Source organism: Clostridium sp. AM28-20LB (assembly GCF_003480665.1).
Lineage (GTDB): Bacteria > Bacillota > Clostridia > Lachnospirales > Lachnospiraceae > Otoolea > Otoolea fessa.
Genome location: NZ_QUJN01000008.1, coordinates 96,683 through 113,556 on the forward strand (window position 1 = coordinate 96,683; position 16,874 = coordinate 113,556).

12 protein-coding genes are annotated in these 16,874 nt (G+C 44.4%); 3 read left to right on the forward strand and 9 right to left on the reverse strand.

Annotated features, from left to right (window positions below):
- Nucleotides 1-370: 370 nt before the first annotated feature.
- On the reverse strand, nucleotides 371-1,780 hold the full coding sequence (locus DW739_RS13350; protein ID WP_182427998.1) for a sodium:solute symporter family protein: 1,410 nt from the start codon (nucleotides 1,778-1,780) through the stop codon (nucleotides 371-373).
- Nucleotides 1,781-1,819: 39 nt separating this feature from the next.
- Nucleotides 1,820-3,007, reverse strand: coding sequence for an amidohydrolase family protein (locus DW739_RS13355; protein ID WP_107001821.1), 1,188 nt, complete (start codon nucleotides 3,005-3,007; stop codon nucleotides 1,820-1,822).
- A 204-nt stretch (nucleotides 3,008-3,211) separates the two neighbouring features.
- Here DW739_RS13355 and DW739_RS13360 point away from each other — a divergent pair, with 204 nt between their 5' ends.
- Complete coding sequence (locus DW739_RS13360; protein ID WP_118743203.1) at nucleotides 3,212-4,765, forward strand: helix-turn-helix domain-containing protein; 1,554 nt, start codon at nucleotides 3,212-3,214, stop codon at nucleotides 4,763-4,765.
- 420 nt (nucleotides 4,766-5,185) lie between these two features.
- On the opposite strand, the gene DW739_RS13365 is transcribed toward DW739_RS13360, so the two are convergent.
- Both DW739_RS13365 and tnpA read right to left on the reverse strand, forming a co-directional pair.
- Nucleotides 5,186-6,442, reverse strand: coding sequence for a transposase (locus tag DW739_RS13365; protein ID WP_243023783.1), 1,257 nt, complete (start codon nucleotides 6,440-6,442; stop codon nucleotides 5,186-5,188).
- Nucleotides 6,443-6,496: 54 nt separating this feature from the next.
- Nucleotides 6,497-6,907 carry an IS200/IS605 family transposase gene (gene tnpA / locus DW739_RS13370; RefSeq protein ID WP_118743204.1) on the reverse strand — a complete coding sequence of 137 codons (411 nt, stop codon included), beginning with the start codon at nucleotides 6,905-6,907 and terminating at the stop codon, nucleotides 6,497-6,499.
- Nucleotides 6,908-7,264: 357 nt separating this feature from the next.
- On the opposite strand from tnpA, the gene DW739_RS13375 reads away from it, so the two are divergent.
- Nucleotides 7,265-8,410, forward strand: coding sequence for a Fic family protein (locus tag DW739_RS13375; protein ID WP_107001818.1), 1,146 nt, complete (start codon nucleotides 7,265-7,267; stop codon nucleotides 8,408-8,410).
- 229 nt (nucleotides 8,411-8,639) lie between these two features.
- Here the strand turns inward: DW739_RS13375 and DW739_RS13380 are convergent, their stop codons facing one another.
- A complete protein-coding gene (locus tag DW739_RS13380) occupies nucleotides 8,640-10,601 on the reverse strand; it encodes an aconitate hydratase (protein WP_118743205.1) in 1,962 nt (653 codons plus the stop codon).
- A 409-nt stretch (nucleotides 10,602-11,010) separates the two neighbouring features.
- Between DW739_RS13380 and DW739_RS13385 the strand changes: the two genes are divergently transcribed.
- Nucleotides 11,011-11,895, forward strand: a complete 885-nt coding sequence (locus tag DW739_RS13385) for a gamma-glutamyl-gamma-aminobutyrate hydrolase family protein (protein WP_181357266.1) — start codon at nucleotides 11,011-11,013, stop codon at nucleotides 11,893-11,895.
- A 321-nt stretch (nucleotides 11,896-12,216) separates the two neighbouring features.
- Here DW739_RS13385 and DW739_RS13390 read toward each other — a convergent pair whose 3' ends face one another.
- The 4 genes from DW739_RS13390 to DW739_RS13405 form a co-directional block, all read right to left on the reverse strand.
- The gene (locus DW739_RS13390; RefSeq protein ID WP_107001815.1) at nucleotides 12,217-13,902 is read right to left on the reverse strand and encodes a glycosyl hydrolase family 18 protein; all 1,686 of its coding nucleotides are present in this window, start codon (nucleotides 13,900-13,902) and stop codon (nucleotides 12,217-12,219) included.
- A 261-nt stretch (nucleotides 13,903-14,163) separates the two neighbouring features.
- Nucleotides 14,164-14,418 (reverse strand): hypothetical protein, encoded by a 255-nt coding sequence (locus DW739_RS13395; protein ID WP_022358865.1) that lies wholly within the window; start codon nucleotides 14,416-14,418, stop codon nucleotides 14,164-14,166.
- Between the two features lie 91 nt (nucleotides 14,419-14,509).
- Complete coding sequence (locus DW739_RS13400; protein ID WP_146143932.1) at nucleotides 14,510-15,127, reverse strand: hypothetical protein; 618 nt, start codon at nucleotides 15,125-15,127, stop codon at nucleotides 14,510-14,512.
- Nucleotides 15,128-15,199: 72 nt separating this feature from the next.
- Nucleotides 15,200-16,621, reverse strand: coding sequence for a serine/threonine-protein kinase (locus DW739_RS13405; protein ID WP_118472514.1), 1,422 nt, complete (start codon nucleotides 16,619-16,621; stop codon nucleotides 15,200-15,202).
- Nucleotides 16,622-16,874 lie beyond the last annotated feature (253 nt).

The window sequence follows — 16,874 nt, forward strand, 5'->3', positions numbered from 1 at the left end:
CAGTCAGAGCAAAATCCATCGAAAATCTCCTGCTTTTCAATTGTTACTTAATTGGATATGCATAAGATTTTCTCAGATTCATAATTAGATTGGAATGTAAGATATACTTGAAATGTTTACAAAGAAAAATATATGCTTGATATGATAAATGTAACATATCCGAACCCATGATGCAAGGTATATGGTCCTAAATTGTCCATCCGTTCAAAAGATGGATTTGCCGGATTCGGTCATTGCATCCGCAAAAAAGGAAGCAGGTGAGCAAACCATTTAAGATCCCCTCACCTGCTTTTCTTATACCTTGATGTTGTCTTTGAAGTATTTCTCCCAAGAAATCTTGAACGCTTAATGGGGTCTGACCCCATTAACTTCATTCACTTTTTGGCTGTGTAGCTAAGGATACCGCAACTAATGTAATCAAAGCAATCGGGAATGCAACAAAAATTGTCTGTAATCCAAATGGAGAACCGGTTGCCTCCCAGATAATACTTAATCCACATCCAATAATCATAGATGAAATGCCTCCCGCTTTTGTAGCTTTTTTCCATACAAGTGCTCCAACAACTGCCGGTGTAATTCCTGCTCCATAAATAGTATAGGACCAATACTGAATTGCAAGAATCGATGGGAAGAAAGTCAGAATAATATAAGCGACAACACCTGCAATCAAAATGAACGCACGGCTGACTTTAAGCTCTTCTTTCTCTGTTGCATTCGGATTGATTTTACTATATAAATCGATGCAGAAGTTAGCTGCTGCAGATAACAGATATGAATCACCTGTTGTAATGGTAAATGCTGCTGCTGCGGAAAGTACGATGCCGCCCACAATCGTAGGAAGAAGTGTTGCCGCACCGATCAATGCCTGTCCTGCTGCAATACTGGTTCCAAAATACTGACGTGAAATGAATGCATAGCATGCAACAACCGGCATAATAACAAAACAAGCAAGCATAGTGCCCATCAGACCAACACGAGCTGTTTTTACATCCTTCGCTGCAACAATTCTCTGATAATAGTTCTGATCGGAACAAGTCAGAAGAATCAGCGGAAGATATCCGCCAACCCATTTAAGAAGCGTCTGACCGCCGAAGAACGTAAGGCTTTCCGGATCGTTGGCCTGTGCAGAAGAAATAACCCAATCCCAGCCACCTACTGTACTAATTAAAACAGGCAAGCCAATTGCAAGGCCACCTACCATCAAAAATGCGGACATTGCATCTGTCGTAGCAACTGTCTTCAATCCACCAGAAAGGGCTAGTACAATAACAAGTGCACAACAGATTATTGTACAATAAGTAGTTGGAATACCAGTTGTAGCGTTTAAAATAAATCCAAGACCTCGATACTGATAAGAAACGATAGAAACCATCGCAAGTGCTATGATAACCGCTGATATTGTTCTAGCTTTAGAACCATATTTCGTTTCAAGAAGCTGTGATACCGTGTAGCAGTTGCTTTCCCGGATTTTAGGGGTCAGATAACATAAAACACTCATACTGATAACCGGACAAATCGTAAAAAACAAACCACTCCACAATCCATAATTAAAAGCTAGGCTATTTCCACCACCGGTTACTGTACCACCACCTGTATATGTAGCCAAAATCGTACCAACTGCTACAATCTTTCCAAGGCCTCTTCCTGCTAAGAAAAAATCTTCTTTTCCTTCTTTTTTTACAGCTGCTTTCTTTGCGAAATAAGCTCCCGTTCCAACCAGAGCAAGTAAATAAACAATAACAACCAGAAGCATTTTAGGCTGAGCAATTAATTCATGCATAATGTATCCTCCTTTAATGTCAATATCATTTTCCATATTCTATACTAAAAGACCTTCTTTATATACCGCCGATAAATGTTCTGTAAACGCATGTAAATCTACCAATGGATTGGCATCCAGAACTACAATGTCTGCAATTTTTCCTTCTTCTAAAACACCTCTGTCTTTCACCCCTAGTTCCTCCGCTGCAGCCAAAGTTGCACAGCGAATCACCTGAGCAGCTGACATTCCATTTTCCTGCATTGCAACTAATTCTTTAAATATGGATGGGTGCGGGCCGAAATTCGGAGAACCTGCATCACTTCCCGCAACAATCTTCGTACCGATTTTCATGGCTGCTGAAAAAGCCTTTTTTTGATTTTCCTCAACAGCTGATGCCTTCTCTACGATAACATCTGCGATCATTCCTTTTCCTCGAGCCAGTTCTTTATATACCTGCAGAGTCGGAACCCACACCTGCCCATTTTCTTTCATCTTATGAAGAAGTTCTTCATCTAATGCACCTCCGTGCTCAATTGTATCAATTCCGGCATCAATACATTTTGAAATAGCATCTCGTGAAAGCGCATGTGCTGCGACCTTCATATTTAGACGGTGTGCTTCATATGTAATCGCCTTCAACTCATCCGGTGAATACATACATGGACCTACATCTTCCAATCCAGCTGCGCCTCCACTCGCCATGATCTTAATCCAATGAAGTGGTGGAATGCTCATCTCGATATTATAACCTTTCAAACGTTTAATTTTATCAATCAACTGCTCCTTTGTATTCGCAATATAGCCAATCATCGGACAATGTCCATAGGAACCTTGAATTGCACTTCCCGCCGGAACAATATGACTTCCTTTAATCAGTCCAATATTCACAGCTCTTGCCAGAGGAATCGAGCAATCATCATTACAGCCCAAATCGCGTACAGTCGTTACCCCGTTCTTTAAGGATTTTTCCGCCGAAGAAACACCTTTGGCAAAATTTAAATAGTTTCCATCCCGTACAGTCTCATACATGGGGTCCTTGGCTGTTCCTTCCCATACAAGATGCACATGAGCGTCCATAATACCTGGAATCAGATATTTTCCACTGCAGTCCACCTTCTTTGCTTCAGTCGGCGCCTTTTCCTGAACTGATGCAATTTGCTTACCAGTAATTTTTAAATCTGCCTTGATAAATTTTCCTGTTCTTACATCCAGAATTTTACCATTAACCAAATAGAATTCTTCCATACTTCCAACTCCTTCCTGATTTTTCAATCAATGTTGAATATAAATATCCGTAGCCAAAATCAAAATAATGTAATAAAATGAGGATTAAGAATAATTATTTTGATGAACAGATTATAAAAAAAATATAAACTGATTACTTCGTATATCTGATACAATATCAAAAAAACATCTTGTGCAGAATGCACAAGTAGAAAGGAGTCCCTTATGCTATCATTCCTATCATTCATGCAAAAGCTTTCTGCTTATCACGCTTTAAAAAAAGAAAGCATCCGCTACCCGGATTCCCCAATTTTTCACGTTCAAAACAACCTCCCTGTAAGAGAAACATTTACAGAAGCTACCGCATATATTATTCATTCTGATGATTGCCTTCAAATCCCCAAAGACAACCAAAATATACTTTGGATCATTTTGCCGAACGGCACAGATGACACAGAAATCCCTGATTGGATCGAAAACTATGTTATGCTGGCTGAACCTACCATTCAAACTGAGCTTACATTCCAGCTGCAGCATATACTAAAAGTAGAGCGACGAATCGAAGAAGCTCATTACAAACTCAGCCAATGCCTGATAAACCGTAAAGATGTGAATACCATCCTATCTACAGGTGCAGAACTTCTCGAAAACCCCTTATTTTTATCGGATACATCCACCCGTGTTCTTCACTGGTCTGATCTGAACGAACTAAAGAAAGTTGATGACGAACTAATTCAATGCATCATCAAACACAATTTTGTAACCTCCGATCTATTCGAAAAATATGACTATAAAACACTTCTCCCCAATATCGAACAAACCGAACATGCCTTTATTGAACATTCTAATTACCAGAAGAAAAAAGAACGTCTGATTGTAAAAATTGTTATTGAACACCGATATTTTGGCTGGATCGTAGTGATTCCACAGAAACGTCCCTTTGAAGACGGCGATTGTCAAATACTAGATATTTTGGCAAACGTCCTATCGTTAGAATTAGAGCGAAATAAAATAGGCTTTGCACTCAGTTATCGTGAAAATCTTCTATTTGAACTTATTTCCGGACGCATCCGCAATCAGGAAGAATTTAATTTACGGGCAAAAGGATTTGGCTGGATTCCGGGAGAACACTTCTATACCATGGCTATTGGCTTCCGGGATGCGTACCAATCGGACAATCAAGAACGTTCCATCACTGCTTACAAAAATCATCTTGGTATGATTTATCCAACCTATAAAGCAGTCTGTATCGGCAATATCTTATATCTGCTTCTTGAAACCAAAGATCTGGAATCAGTTGCCAATAACTTGGATAACTTCTTTCAAACTTATCATCTGGCCGCTGGTTGCAGTCACCATTTTTCAAATATCATTGAATTTAGTGCATCTGTAGAACAATCCTTAGAGATTCTACGAATTGGAATGAAACAGAATCCAAGGCAGAATATCTATCGATTTCAGGAATACAATATGCCTTACCTGGTTTCCACTTTGAAAAAATATAGTCAGCCGAACTATTTCTGCCTTCCAGAAATACTCAGATTACAGGCCTATGATCAAGAATTCGGAACCGATTATTTAGATACATTACAAACCTACCTCTTCTTCCGCAATGTAATAACTGCAGCAAATCATCTTCACATTCACAGGAACACTATGAATTACAGAATCCAAAAAATCATTGAAATTACGGGGTTAAAGCTTACCGAAGGCGAGGATTTGTATAAAATATGGCTTAGCTGCCTCATTCTTGGTGTTAATGGGTTCTGCCCCCATTAACTTTGAATCACTTTTTCTTTACCATGCAGCGTTTCTTAAAGAATGAAATACCATGCAAAGAATCTGACCAACGCCCCCACTGTGTATCACACACAGCGAGGGCTTTTTTTGCACTCCAGGAGTTCATTTTATTTCCGTCATAAACTATACACTTCCACCATAAGCCGTATCCCAACTTTCAGACCTTCCTGCTCCTGCTTCAGCTTCTTCCGGTCTCCACCGGGCTTTCTGACTTTATATGCTCTTTTCTCTCCCATAATTATTCGTGCAGCTCCAGCGGCAATCCGTCCGGGTCAAGGCAAAATCAAAATATAAAATTGTGAACTACTCGGTAACTAAGTTACCAGAGCATCTGAAATCTGGCGGGATACCGCCTTTTTTCAGGGTGCGTCCATGACACCACTACTGCTTACCTTTCGGCTATACAGCTACTTTTATTATTTCTGGATTCTTTAGTCCGGTTACGGACAGTTCTTTCTGTTTTCCGGATACGGAAAGATATTTACGCAGGATATTAAATGCTCCTACTGCATCCGCATTATATCTTACTCCATCCGTTATATACATGCCCCGCTCTTTTCTGTTTGATGCTTCTGCATATCTTTTTGATATTTCTGGTGAAAACGGGCTGCACTGGCTGGTATAGCTTTCTTCCCGTTTTGTCAGTGATATTCCATACAGTTTTAGTTTATATTCCAACATGATATAAAGTTTATTATACGGCAGTCCGTGAAACTTCTGGTTTGTCTTGTGCCCTATATCTTTTCCTTTACGGATATTTCGGATATCTCCTATGATTACACAGCTTATCCTTTCTTTTTTACAGTATTCTGCAAGCCATCTGGTCACCTTATGAAGGTAATCCTTTACTGCGTTCTGTTTTTTCCGATAAAGCCTCTTGATATGTTTCGATGATCGAGGATATTTTATGCCGTTTTCCACCTGCTGTGCATACCATATTGATTGAACCCTGCTGATTTCTTTGTGAAAGTATCTTTCCAGCGAAAGATATTTTCTTCCTAGAATAAAACTCCTTCCATTTCCGGAATCATAACAGGTCATCAGATTATGAATTCCAAGATCCATTGATAAATAATGGCCATTCAGGGAAAGCGGTTCTGGTTCTTTGACCTCATAGATAACGATAAGGTCACATTTTCCATCTTCCGGTGGATAGATCCGCAGCTGCTTTATGTGAGCCATGTTCCTGAAAATCTTATTTTCAAGATATAGAAATTTTTCATGAATCCCGTAAGTTTCTTCCATGTAGCTTTTCAGATCCTTTGACAGAGACAGCCGTAATTGGCCGGAACCCTTCTCATGCCGAATTCCCATCTGCATGTAAGTGATCGGTATATTGTCCTGTTTAAATTGCGGAGGATTTGGCGCTTTGATCCCGCCGGTCTTTTTAAGAGCATAAAATGATTTCCAGGCTTTATCCAGCTGCTTGCAGGTCTCCTGCGCTGTCTGGGATGGAAGCTGTCTATACCACAGATCTCCTTTATGCGCTTTCTTCTGATAATACCAGTCAGGATACTTCTCCATCCCCAATTCTTTATATCGACGGCGTTCATAGTTGCAGACATTCCAGAGCTTGGAAGCAGCGTAACACATATGCCCTATCATATTAGAATATTCCGGCCGGATATTAACCGATGTTCTGTGCGACAACAGCATTCCCCTTCCCCCTTCAAACAGCCACGCATATGAATATTTACAATTCACATTGAATTAATACGACTCGCTCTGATGTTCAATATAACGACGAATATTTTCCTCAGATACGGATCCGATCGTTTCCACATAATAGGAATGGTTCCACAGTTCTCCCTTCCACAACTGGTTTCTTATTTCCGGAAAACGTTCGAATAATTTCCTGCCTGTGATCCCCTTCAGATACTTGATAATGGCTGTTATTGACAGCTTTGGTGGAGCTGATACAAAACAGTGAACATGATCACCTTCACTACATTCAAATAAATGAACGGTAAAACCTTTATCGTCAGCTATCTGCTGCACGAGTTCCTGTAAGTATTTCTCAACTTCTGGGGTTAATATCTTCCGTCTGTATTTCACCGACCATACCATATGGTAGTTAATATTACACACGCAAGTTCTATAATGTATCAGATTTCCTTTCATACATATAGTATATCATATTGAAGTGTAATACGCAATTATTATTCGAACATATTTTCGATTTTATTGTATGCCGGTTACGGCATTACTATCAAAGGATGAGAATTATTATACTATTTGCATTGTGCAGATATGCACACTCCTGCGCTTTCATCTCAGTAATTGAATTGCCGAGGATTCCCGCTTATTGTCCTAAACTTGAAATTTCCAAGGTAATTTTGCTTGAGTAATTTCACAAAAAGCCGTTTTTCTGAAATTTCTTCCGTTCTTTATTTTCACAATAAGTTGATTTCTTGAAATTTCTATGCTAAAATAGCCTCAAAAATTTCAATTTCCATTTTTCGGAGGAAAAAAACAATTATGACAAACCGAGCAGGAACACTCGTGAGTAATCTGTCAGGCGAAATGGCGTATGAATCCTTTCGGCCAGCTCCGCTTCCACCAAATCCTCCTATTGAGGTATCTGGTGAGCTTCTCACGAAACTTATTGATGCAAACAAGAAAATAGCAACACTTGAAGGGCTTTCCTCCCGTATACCAAACATGGGACTTTTTGTTTCCATGTATGTCCGTAAAGAAGCCCTTCTTTCCTCACAGATTGAAGGTACACAGTGCACCCTTGAGGATATCTTGAATCCTCTGATTGAAGACAACACCAATCGAGATGTTTCCGATGTTGTTAACTATATCCGTGCGACTGAGTTTGCGCTTGAGCGGCTGAAAACACTACCTCTGTGCAATCGTCTAATTAAAGAAACTCATGCAGTTCTTCTGGAAAGCGCGCGAGGACAGGAAAAGAATCCTGGCGAATTCCGGTATTCACAAAACTGGATTGGCGGTCAGGGAAGTACTCTCAAAAACGCTCGATATATTCCGCCAAATCCTGAAGATATGCTAACAGCCATGTCCGACCTTGAAAAATATATCAATAGTGATGATACTCTTGACCCTTTGATTCAAGCCGCATTAATCCACTATCAATTTGAAACCACTCACCCTTTCCTTGATGGTAATGGACGTGTTGGACGACTTCTCATTACGCTCTTCCTAATGGAAAAAGGCATTCTGTCTACTCCCGCACTCTATATTTCTTATTACCTCAAGATGAACCGTATTGAGTACTATGACCGTATGACTCAGGTGCGACGTACTGGTGATTATGAGCAATGGATTTCTTTTTTCCTTCAGGCTTTTGCAGATTCCGCAGAAGATGCGATTCATACAATTGATTATCTTACTGCATTACACGATAAAAGCACAAAATTATTTGATGCTCTCACAAAGAGACAGCGTACCAGCGTTCTTAAAGTGTTTGCCTATTTGGAATCAAATCCTATTATTGATATTCAGAAAACCTCTACAGCTCTTGACATGTCCTATAATACTGTGTCAAAGGTAGTCTCCATTTTGGTCAATGATGGAATCTTGAAGCAAACAGACAAATCTGGAAAGGCGAAGATATATTCTTATACCGAATACCTCGATATTCTCCGTAAGGACACTTAACGCCTTGACTATCACCGCAAAAAGCGCTCCAAACAATGTCTTTTTCTCAATTTCTTTCACAATCTTCACTCTTATTCTACCACAAGATTACTACAAATGTCTTTCTTCCGTCAAGTCGCACGAAAAAGCGCCTGCACATCCGCACAGGCGCCTTTTCCCAAAATAAATAAGTTGGTGAATAAGTAGTTATTGTATATAAAAATATAATGGAGGCATAATTAATAAATGACTACGCTTCTTTCTCTGCTTCCAGCTGTTTTTTCAGTGTCCTCAGCTGTCCGCCATTTAAGACAACTTCGATTTCTTTATCCGTCAATTCTAATTTAGCCCAGAAGGAGAATCCTTTTGTCTTATCGGTAATCTGTACACGGCGTGCTGCAATCTGCTCCCGCAGGTTATCGATATGAAGCTCATCTGTCTGCTCCAGGAGGTCATAATCAGCTCCATCCTCAAACAACATTGGAATTACGCCATGATTTACCAGGTTTCCCTTATGGATACGGGCAATACTCTTGGCAATGACCGCTTTTACACCCAGATACATGGGATTAATAGCCGCATGCTCACGGGAGGAACCCTGTCCATAGTTTTCACCGCCGATGATAACGCTCTGTCCCATTTCTTTTGCGCGAGCTGCAAATTCCGGATCATATCGATGATAGCAATACTGGGACATCAGCGGAATATTGGAACGCATACTGCTGAACTCAGCACTTGCCGGTGTAATATCATCGGTGGATACATTATCACGGGCTTTTAAGCTGATAGGAGCATCCAGTGTCTCCTGCGGCGGCTCCGGAACCGGAAGAAACTTGATGTTCGGTCCGCGGACAATCTCCACCTTCGCAGCTTCCTCCGGAGACAGCGGCGGAAGAATCATCGAATCATCAATATCGTACTGATCCGGCTCGTGAATTGAATCCAGGATCTTCACATTTTCACCCATAATATCTTCTGCCGTTGCGAAGGTCCCCATAATCGCTGTCGCTGCAGCACTCTCCGGGCTTACCAGATAGATCTTGGCAGTCGGATTCCCGGCACGTCCCTTGAAATTACGGTTGGAGGTGCGGACTGCCACACCGTCGGTCGCCGGAGTCTGACCGATTGCGCAGCACGGACCACAGGCAATCTCCAGAAGACGGACACCTGCATCCAGAAGCATCTCCACATATCCATCGCGCATCAGCTGACGGTACACCTGCTTGGAAGAAACCGCACAGGTACAGCTTACATCCTCATTCACATGATGTCCCTTAAATACAAGTGCTGCTTTTGCAATATCGGCATAGCTTGCATTGGTACAGCTTCCGATAAATACCTGCTGTACTCTCTTCTTTTCCGCCTGATGCAGCGGCATAACATTGTCCGGCTGGTGCGGACATGCGATCAACGGCTCTAACTCGCTTAAATTGATATCGATCGTCTCGTCGTACTCGGCGTCCTCATCCGGAAGAAGCTCTGTGTATGCTTCCGGACGTCCCTGTGCAGCCAGAAATCTCTTTACCTGTGCATCTGCCGGGAAAATGGAAGTGGTCGCGCCCATTTCCGCACCCATGTTTGCGATAGTCGCACGTGCCGGAATCTCCATCTCGGCAACTGCCGGTCCCACGTACTCATATACATTTCCCAGACCGCCCTTGATGGTCACGCGGCGAAGCATTTCCAGGATAACTTCCTTCGAGTTGCAGCCCGGTCTTAATTTACCGGTCAGGTTGACACGGACGACTCTCGGCATCGTCAGACGCATCGGAACACCCGTCATCGCCGTTGCTACATCCATGCCGCCGACACCGATACACAGCATACCGATCGCGCCGCCATGCGGTGTGTGACTGTCTCCGCCCATCGATACCTTGCCTGGCACACCAAAACGGGATACATGAACGGTATGGCAGATGCCGTTGCCCGGTCTGGACACATACACGCCGAATTTCTTTGCTGCGGACTGCAAATAAATGTGGTCGTCCGGCGTCTTATTATCTACATATAATAAATTGTGATCGAGATAGCTGACGCTGCACTCCGTGCGGACACGGTCCAGCCCAATCGCCTCGAATGCCAGATAAGTCATAACGGCATTGATATCGTGTGTCAATGTCTGATCCACCTTGATAAAAATTTCTTCGCCCGGCGTCATATCGCCCGATACGAAGTGTGACTCAATAATCTTTCTGGTAAGTGATTTCCCCATGTTTTGATTTCCTCCATTTGTTTGCCATGTTCTCTCGGAGTCTTTCCTGCACTCCGCCATCTCTATCAGCCCCGCAGCCTTGACCCGGCTGCCCGTCTGTTTTTTCCGTCCTTATTGTAACGCCTGCCTGCGGGGAAAATCCAATTAAGAAAGGGAATGAAGGTATAACTTTCTGTTATCAGGGCTTTTCCCCTTACTCCTCCCTACTCAATTCTTCGCTTCCATTTACCCTTCTTATTTTCGCTCATTTTTCGTATGTCTACAAAATTATATTATATCTTTTAGGTAGTATTAAAAGTTATTTTATTTTATTTTGTAATTTTATGTATCTTTTTGTATTTTTCTGACTGTTTTATGTTAGGATCCAGCCATGTTTGGGAGGACAATTTGTATTAGGGAGGAAATTCGAATGAGAAAAATTAAAATGATGACCAGTGCAGTGCTTCTTTCTTTATCCCTGGCTTTTTCTTTAACAGCTTGTGGAACAAAGTCTGAACCGGCAGCCGATACAACAGCGGCTGAAGCCGAAGTAACCGAGACAGAAGGCGAAGCAGAGACTGCCGAAGAAGCGGCGAATGACGAAGAAGAGAAAGTCAAAGTCGGCGTTTCATGGAATGCAGACGAAATCGACGAAGATGCACAGTTATATATAGATGCCGTTACCAAAGCTGGCGGCGAAGCAATTTATCTTCCTCAGATCAAAACCGAGGATGACGCGAAAAATGCTCTGGCAGAAATCGATGCTCTGGTTATGACCGGCGGCGAAGATATTGATCCGAGCTACTACGGCGAAGAGCCAAACGAAAAATTAGAGACTGTAAACGAAGTCAGAGATACTTCTGATTCTCTTTTAATCAAGGCAGCTCTCGATGAGGATATCCCGATGCTCTGCACCTGCCGTGGCATGCAGTTCTTAAACGTATTAAGCGGCGGTACCTTATATCAGGATCTTCCGACTCAGAATCCGTCCGATATCGAACATCGCGATCCGGACCGTAAGGTATTCGCAAAACATGAGATTACCGTAGACAAAGATAACATCGTTGCTGCCGCATTTGGCGGAGAAGGCACCTACACTGTAAACTCCTGGCATCATCAGGCAGTCGATCAGTTAGGTGACAACCTGAAAGTCGTTGCTACTGCTCCAGATGGAATCATCGAAGCAATCGTCAGAGAAGATAAAGACTACGTGATGGGCTTACAGTTCCATCCGGAAGCTATGATCGCTGAAGGTGATGACAGTTTTCTTGCTTTCTACACCAACCTGATCGATCAGGCAAAAGAGGCAGAATAATCACATTTCTCCCAGACAAAACAATATTTTTGATGTTTTAATAACCTCCAGGCGGATGAATCAATCTTTCCGCCCGGAGGTTTTTTGTCCAAGACGCTCTTTTTTATAAAGAAGAATGTGCCTTGGCACATTCTCGCGCCGAGCGCGGTCGCTTGCGACAACCTACATCTTCGCGCGAGTGCGCATCATTGGCACGTTAGTGCCTTTTTGTGTAATAGGGGATCCCAAGGAATTTCCTATTACATAAAAAAGCAGAAGCCCCACGCTCCCGCATGAGACTTCCACCCTACTTTGAATCATTGAATCTTAATTAAATTGTCTCTACTCCCAGCCAATCACATCCCAGACGTCGCTGGTTTCCAGCCCCAGCCGCCATCCGGCTACGCCTGCCAGGTCGTATTTCTTGATTAAATCCATCTTGAGTCCCAGAGACCTTGTCTCCTCCATCCAGAGCTGCTGTTCGCCGTTCTGGCTGTCCAGCCTGCCGTAATACTGACCAGCCGAATCATCCCAGGTCAGATCCATGCCGCTCTCCGACACCCATTTTGTCGCCTCGGAGATTCCCATCGCACGGGAGGACGCATTGTCGCCGCTTCCCGTCCAGAGCCTTGTGTAGAACGGGACTGCGTTGATTACCTTTTCCTTCGGAACCAGGGAAAGCATATCTTTGATGCCGTTTTCGACATATCCGATCGAAGAAACAGAACCGGCTTCGCCGCCTGCATAGTGCTCATCATAACCCATGATAATCACATAATCTGCGACGTTGCCCTGCTCTTTCTGGTTGTAGAAACGGTTATATACCGCCGGAACATAGTTATCGACCGACAGCACCAGCCCTTTCTTACGGCAGGAAACCGACAGCTCGCGGATAAACTCAATGTAATGGACACCCGCCGCCGTCTTCAAACTCTCAAAATCCAGATTGATACCGTCAAATCCATAACGGTCCGCCTCTGTCATCATATTTTCAATCAGTTTTTCGCGCACAGACGTCCTGGAAAGAAGCACCTCCGCCTGCACGTTCTTGCTGCATTCGCGGCTGAAATTGTCGAGTACCGCCCAGACCTGCAGACCTTTTTCATGCGCCCGATCCACATAGGACTTATCTGCCAGAGATTCATACGCGCCGCTGTTGCTGCTAAGCGTAAACCACGTCGGCGCGATGACATTGACACCTTTCGTCTTTGCAATCAGAGAATCCATCGCCTGGTTTGCCGCCGCGATCGTTACCTGATGCCAGACCATCACAATCTTCTGATCCAGTGAAATATTCTGGTAGACCGGAGCAGTAAAATCACTCTTTAACGTCTCCTCATGCAGATTTTTCATCTTCCACTTGTGCATATATCCGATATGACCGTCCGGTGTCATGACTCTCGCCCAGTTGTCATACTGTTCCAGCACCGTCACTGTCCCGCCGCGCTTTATCTCAGTCACAATCGGGCTTTTCAAGCCGCCTCTTAAGCGGATCTTGGCGCTCCACGCCGCATCTGCCACCGTGACCGGATCCCAGTTATTTTCCACGAAAACCCGCTTCTGTGCCTCACCATCATACGCCTGCAGACGCACATCGGTGTATTTCTGAATCAGAGCCAGTGAAAGATAAACTGCATCGCCATCCCGGTAAAGGATCTTTTTTCCGTCCTCATCCACTGTCGTCTCGTCGCTTTTCACGATCTCCTCCGGCAGGGCGTACACCAGTATTTCCTCATTGGCATCCCAGTAAAAACGTTCATTTAAGTTCGCATCTACCCACGTAGCCGGCAGATACGTCTGCCCGTCCACGTAGACCCCGCTCTCCTCCTGACGTTCATAGTTCAGATACAGCGCCACCCGGTCGCTGCCGCCCGCCGCGTACAGAGCATCCAGATCCGCCCTCTCCCGGCTTGGCATATATTTGACCGCTGCAATCACACCAACGGCTGCCACGATTAAAAACAGCACAAACCCGAAAATCCGTCCCAGACAGCCCGAACGTGCTTTCCTTGATCTTCCTCTTTCCATGTTTTCCTCCGGTGTATGTTAAGGTAATACCATAAGCACTAAGCTCGAAAATACCTCGCTAAGTGCCCTTATTATATCACACCAGCTCCATGGAATGTTGACTTTTTTCTTAACTCCTCTTTCATTTTCCCTGTAATAGGTTACTGTTTACGCATACGTGCCCAGTAACTGTAATAGCACCATCTAAACAGTTCTCACCATTTTCTCCGAAAGAAAAATCCGGCGGACTGTCCAGATACGGACAAAACGGCACCTCTCTTATCACCGGTTGTAAACCCGGTCAAAATGTATCTCTGTCAGCACTCCTGTCTCCGCTCCGACGTAATCAGCCATATAAAACGAGCCGTCCTCCCGGAACTCACACAGCTTCCTGTATTCTTCTGGCCTGCACTCCCTCCCATCAATTAAAATCTGGATTCCTTTGCTTTTATATCGCTGTAATCCCTCGACAAATATTCTCTGCTGTTCCCTACGCCTCCTCTCTGCCTCTTCTTTTTTACTTTTTCTCACTACCATTCCACACCTTCTCCATTCCGCGAAAACAGCCCCTTCTAACTTTTGACCTTTCGGAGATAATCGGTAATTTATAACCCCAGGTCTGCCTCGCTTATCGTAGGAATTTTCCAAAAAAAGTCATGGACTCTCCCGTAACCATCAATGCGTTCTTCTGCAGTGGGATTCGCCGGATCCGGATATCCAGATATTGCTCTGCCATTTTTACAGCTTCCTCTTCTCCAAATGAGACGAAATACTCACACCATTTTTTCCATTTTTGCTTTTCTGCTGCCAATGCCGCAAAATCTGCCAGCTGCCATCCGCTGACCGAACCGACCAGAAAACAGCGGCTGCATCGAAAAAAGGCATCCTGATTCTTCTGTGTCAAGGCTCCGAAGTCGATCACCATCGCCTCCATCCCCCTTTCCGAACAATCGTACCATTCTGCACGTTCAGCCTTTTGATAGAAAAAAATTCCCCTAATTTCAAACGGCTGTCCTGCCCCGTCTATAACCGGTTTTTCCCTTCTTTTTCCCGTCCGGAATATCTTTTCAAGCTGTGCAAATGAGCCGCTCTCATTTTGTTCCAGAACCGCCGTTCGCCGGCACAGAACCCCGGACAGATATGCTGCCGTCATAAGCGAAAAGTGTGTCACCCCAACCGATGGTCCGCTCCCGGCTATCCCGATACATTCCAAGCGTTCTGTCCCGACCTGCTTTGTGTCTGGCACTGGTTTTTGCCTGAATTTTCGCCCCACTTTTGAGCTTTCGCCCCGTTTTCCGATTTTAATCTGTATTTCCTCCTATTTCCACTGCCACGGGAATCCACCCATAAAGCGCTCCCACCTTCGCCGGATGTTCCGCCAGAGTCCCCCTTCTTTTGCTGCCTGCCTGGTCCCCCGTCCTTTTTTGAGAGCTGCCTCCCGGAAAATCCTTTCAAAAAATTCTGTCTCCTCCGCTGCCTCATTTTCCTGCCCCCGCCTTCCGCCTGCATCGAACGGCGGGGTTAAAAACGGAAGCCGCAGATACCTAAGATGCCGGACCTCCTCCGGAAGATAATCCCGCCCGCATTTTCTGTGATTTAATAAAATCTGGAGTCCCTCTTCTGCTCCCAGAAACCGGATCGCCCGCAGAGAATCTTCTTTCTCCCACGGCTGCAATCCACAGACGAAAAGAATCAAATCATACTCCCCCTCCAGAACCGTCTGGAGCTCGGTTCCGCAGTCATCTAAAATCACTTCAAACACTGGCTGTTCCAGCTGCACCACATCGCTGTATCTGGGTTTCAACGCCAGACCGTCCATGTAATAAATTCCATGTTCATCCGGCGCCAGCCCATACCAGGATGCCAGCCTGCGGACTGCCCCCGTGTCATTCTGCTCCCTGTAAAGGCAGGAAACTCCTTTCTGCCGCAGATATCGGACCGCGCCAAGTGCGGTATGTGTAACCCCGATTCCGCTCCGGCTGCCTGCTGCGGCAATCCTGAGAAGTGGTATATGACGTTCTGCAAATATGCGCGCCTCCAGTTTTTCCAATGCCTCTAACACTTCACGGACACTCTGGCAGCGCTCTTTTTTCTCTATTCTGAGACATCGCCCCATAAGAATGTACAGATCTCCCCGACAGCTTCCCTGTCCTGCTTTTATCTCCCCCTCTGGGGCATGCCCTGTCCCCATATAGTACAGGAGGGCGCCAATGGCATAGATGTCGGTCCTCTCATCCAGAGTCCCTCCCTCGTACTGTTCGGGGGCTGCAAAGCCTTTTGTTCCATAGCAAACAGATCGTTCCTGGCTCAAAGACGCCAATGCCGCCTGATCAAAATCAATCAATTTTAATTGTTCCCGGCAGATTAGAAGATTCCCGGGGTGGAGATCTAAATATAAGATTGGATTTGGTTTGAATGAATGCAGATAATTCATGATCCGGCAAAGCTCAATTCCCAGACGGATAAGCTCTCCCGTTTGCAGACTGCCCGTTCTCTCAATTCGGGCATACAACGACTCACCGCACAGATATTCCTCGATGAGATAATAATAATTTTCGTCAATTTCCAGATCGTAGATGATCGGGATTCCCGGATGGCGCAGCCGCTTCAAAAGCGCTGCTTCCTGAATGAAACCGCTCTCTGTCCGCCTGACACGCTTAATCGCTCTCTCTTCATCAAGCCCCAGATGCCTGGCTAAAAAAACAGTTCCGCTCCGACCGCGTCCGATCACACGTTCCAGCTGGTATTTTCCAAATAGAACGGCTGCTTCCGTACCGCGCCTCCTTTCGGTCTATACCACCTCTCAAGATTCATTGTATACGATCCCCTCGGTTCCCGCAACCGTTTTTAGAAAGATTTTATGCTTTTTTTTCATATTCAAATTGCCAAGTGATTATATTATATAGTATGATGAATACCAAGGTTCCAAAGTCCAAAACATGAGTAAGCAGCCTTTTTCCGCAGAAAAATGAGCGGCTTACGAATGTCTTGCA

Coding starts and splice junctions, on each gene's coding strand:
- DW739_RS13375 (WP_107001818.1), top strand. CDS start 7,265: ATGACAAACCGAGCAGGAACACTCGTGAGTAATCTGTCAGGCGAAATG.
- DW739_RS13380 (WP_118743205.1), bottom strand. CDS start 10,601: ATGGGGAAATCACTTACCAGAAAGATTATTGAGTCACACTTCGTATCG.
- DW739_RS13350 (WP_182427998.1), bottom strand. CDS start 1,780: ATGCATGAATTAATTGCTCAGCCTAAAATGCTTCTGGTTGTTATTGTT.
- DW739_RS13385 (WP_181357266.1), top strand. CDS start 11,011: ATGAGAAAAATTAAAATGATGACCAGTGCAGTGCTTCTTTCTTTATCC.
- DW739_RS13390 (WP_107001815.1), bottom strand. CDS start 13,902: ATGGAAAGAGGAAGATCAAGGAAAGCACGTTCGGGCTGTCTGGGACGG.
- tnpA (WP_118743204.1), bottom strand. CDS start 6,907: ATGAAAGGAAATCTGATACATTATAGAACTTGCGTGTGTAATATTAAC.
- DW739_RS13365 (WP_243023783.1), bottom strand. CDS start 6,442: ATGCTGTTGTCGCACAGAACATCGGTTAATATCCGGCCGGAATATTCT.
- DW739_RS13395 (WP_022358865.1), bottom strand. CDS start 14,418: ATGGTAGTGAGAAAAAGTAAAAAAGAAGAGGCAGAGAGGAGGCGTAGG.
- DW739_RS13360 (WP_118743203.1), top strand. CDS start 3,212: ATGCTATCATTCCTATCATTCATGCAAAAGCTTTCTGCTTATCACGCT.
- DW739_RS13355 (WP_107001821.1), bottom strand. CDS start 3,007: ATGGAAGAATTCTATTTGGTTAATGGTAAAATTCTGGATGTAAGAACA.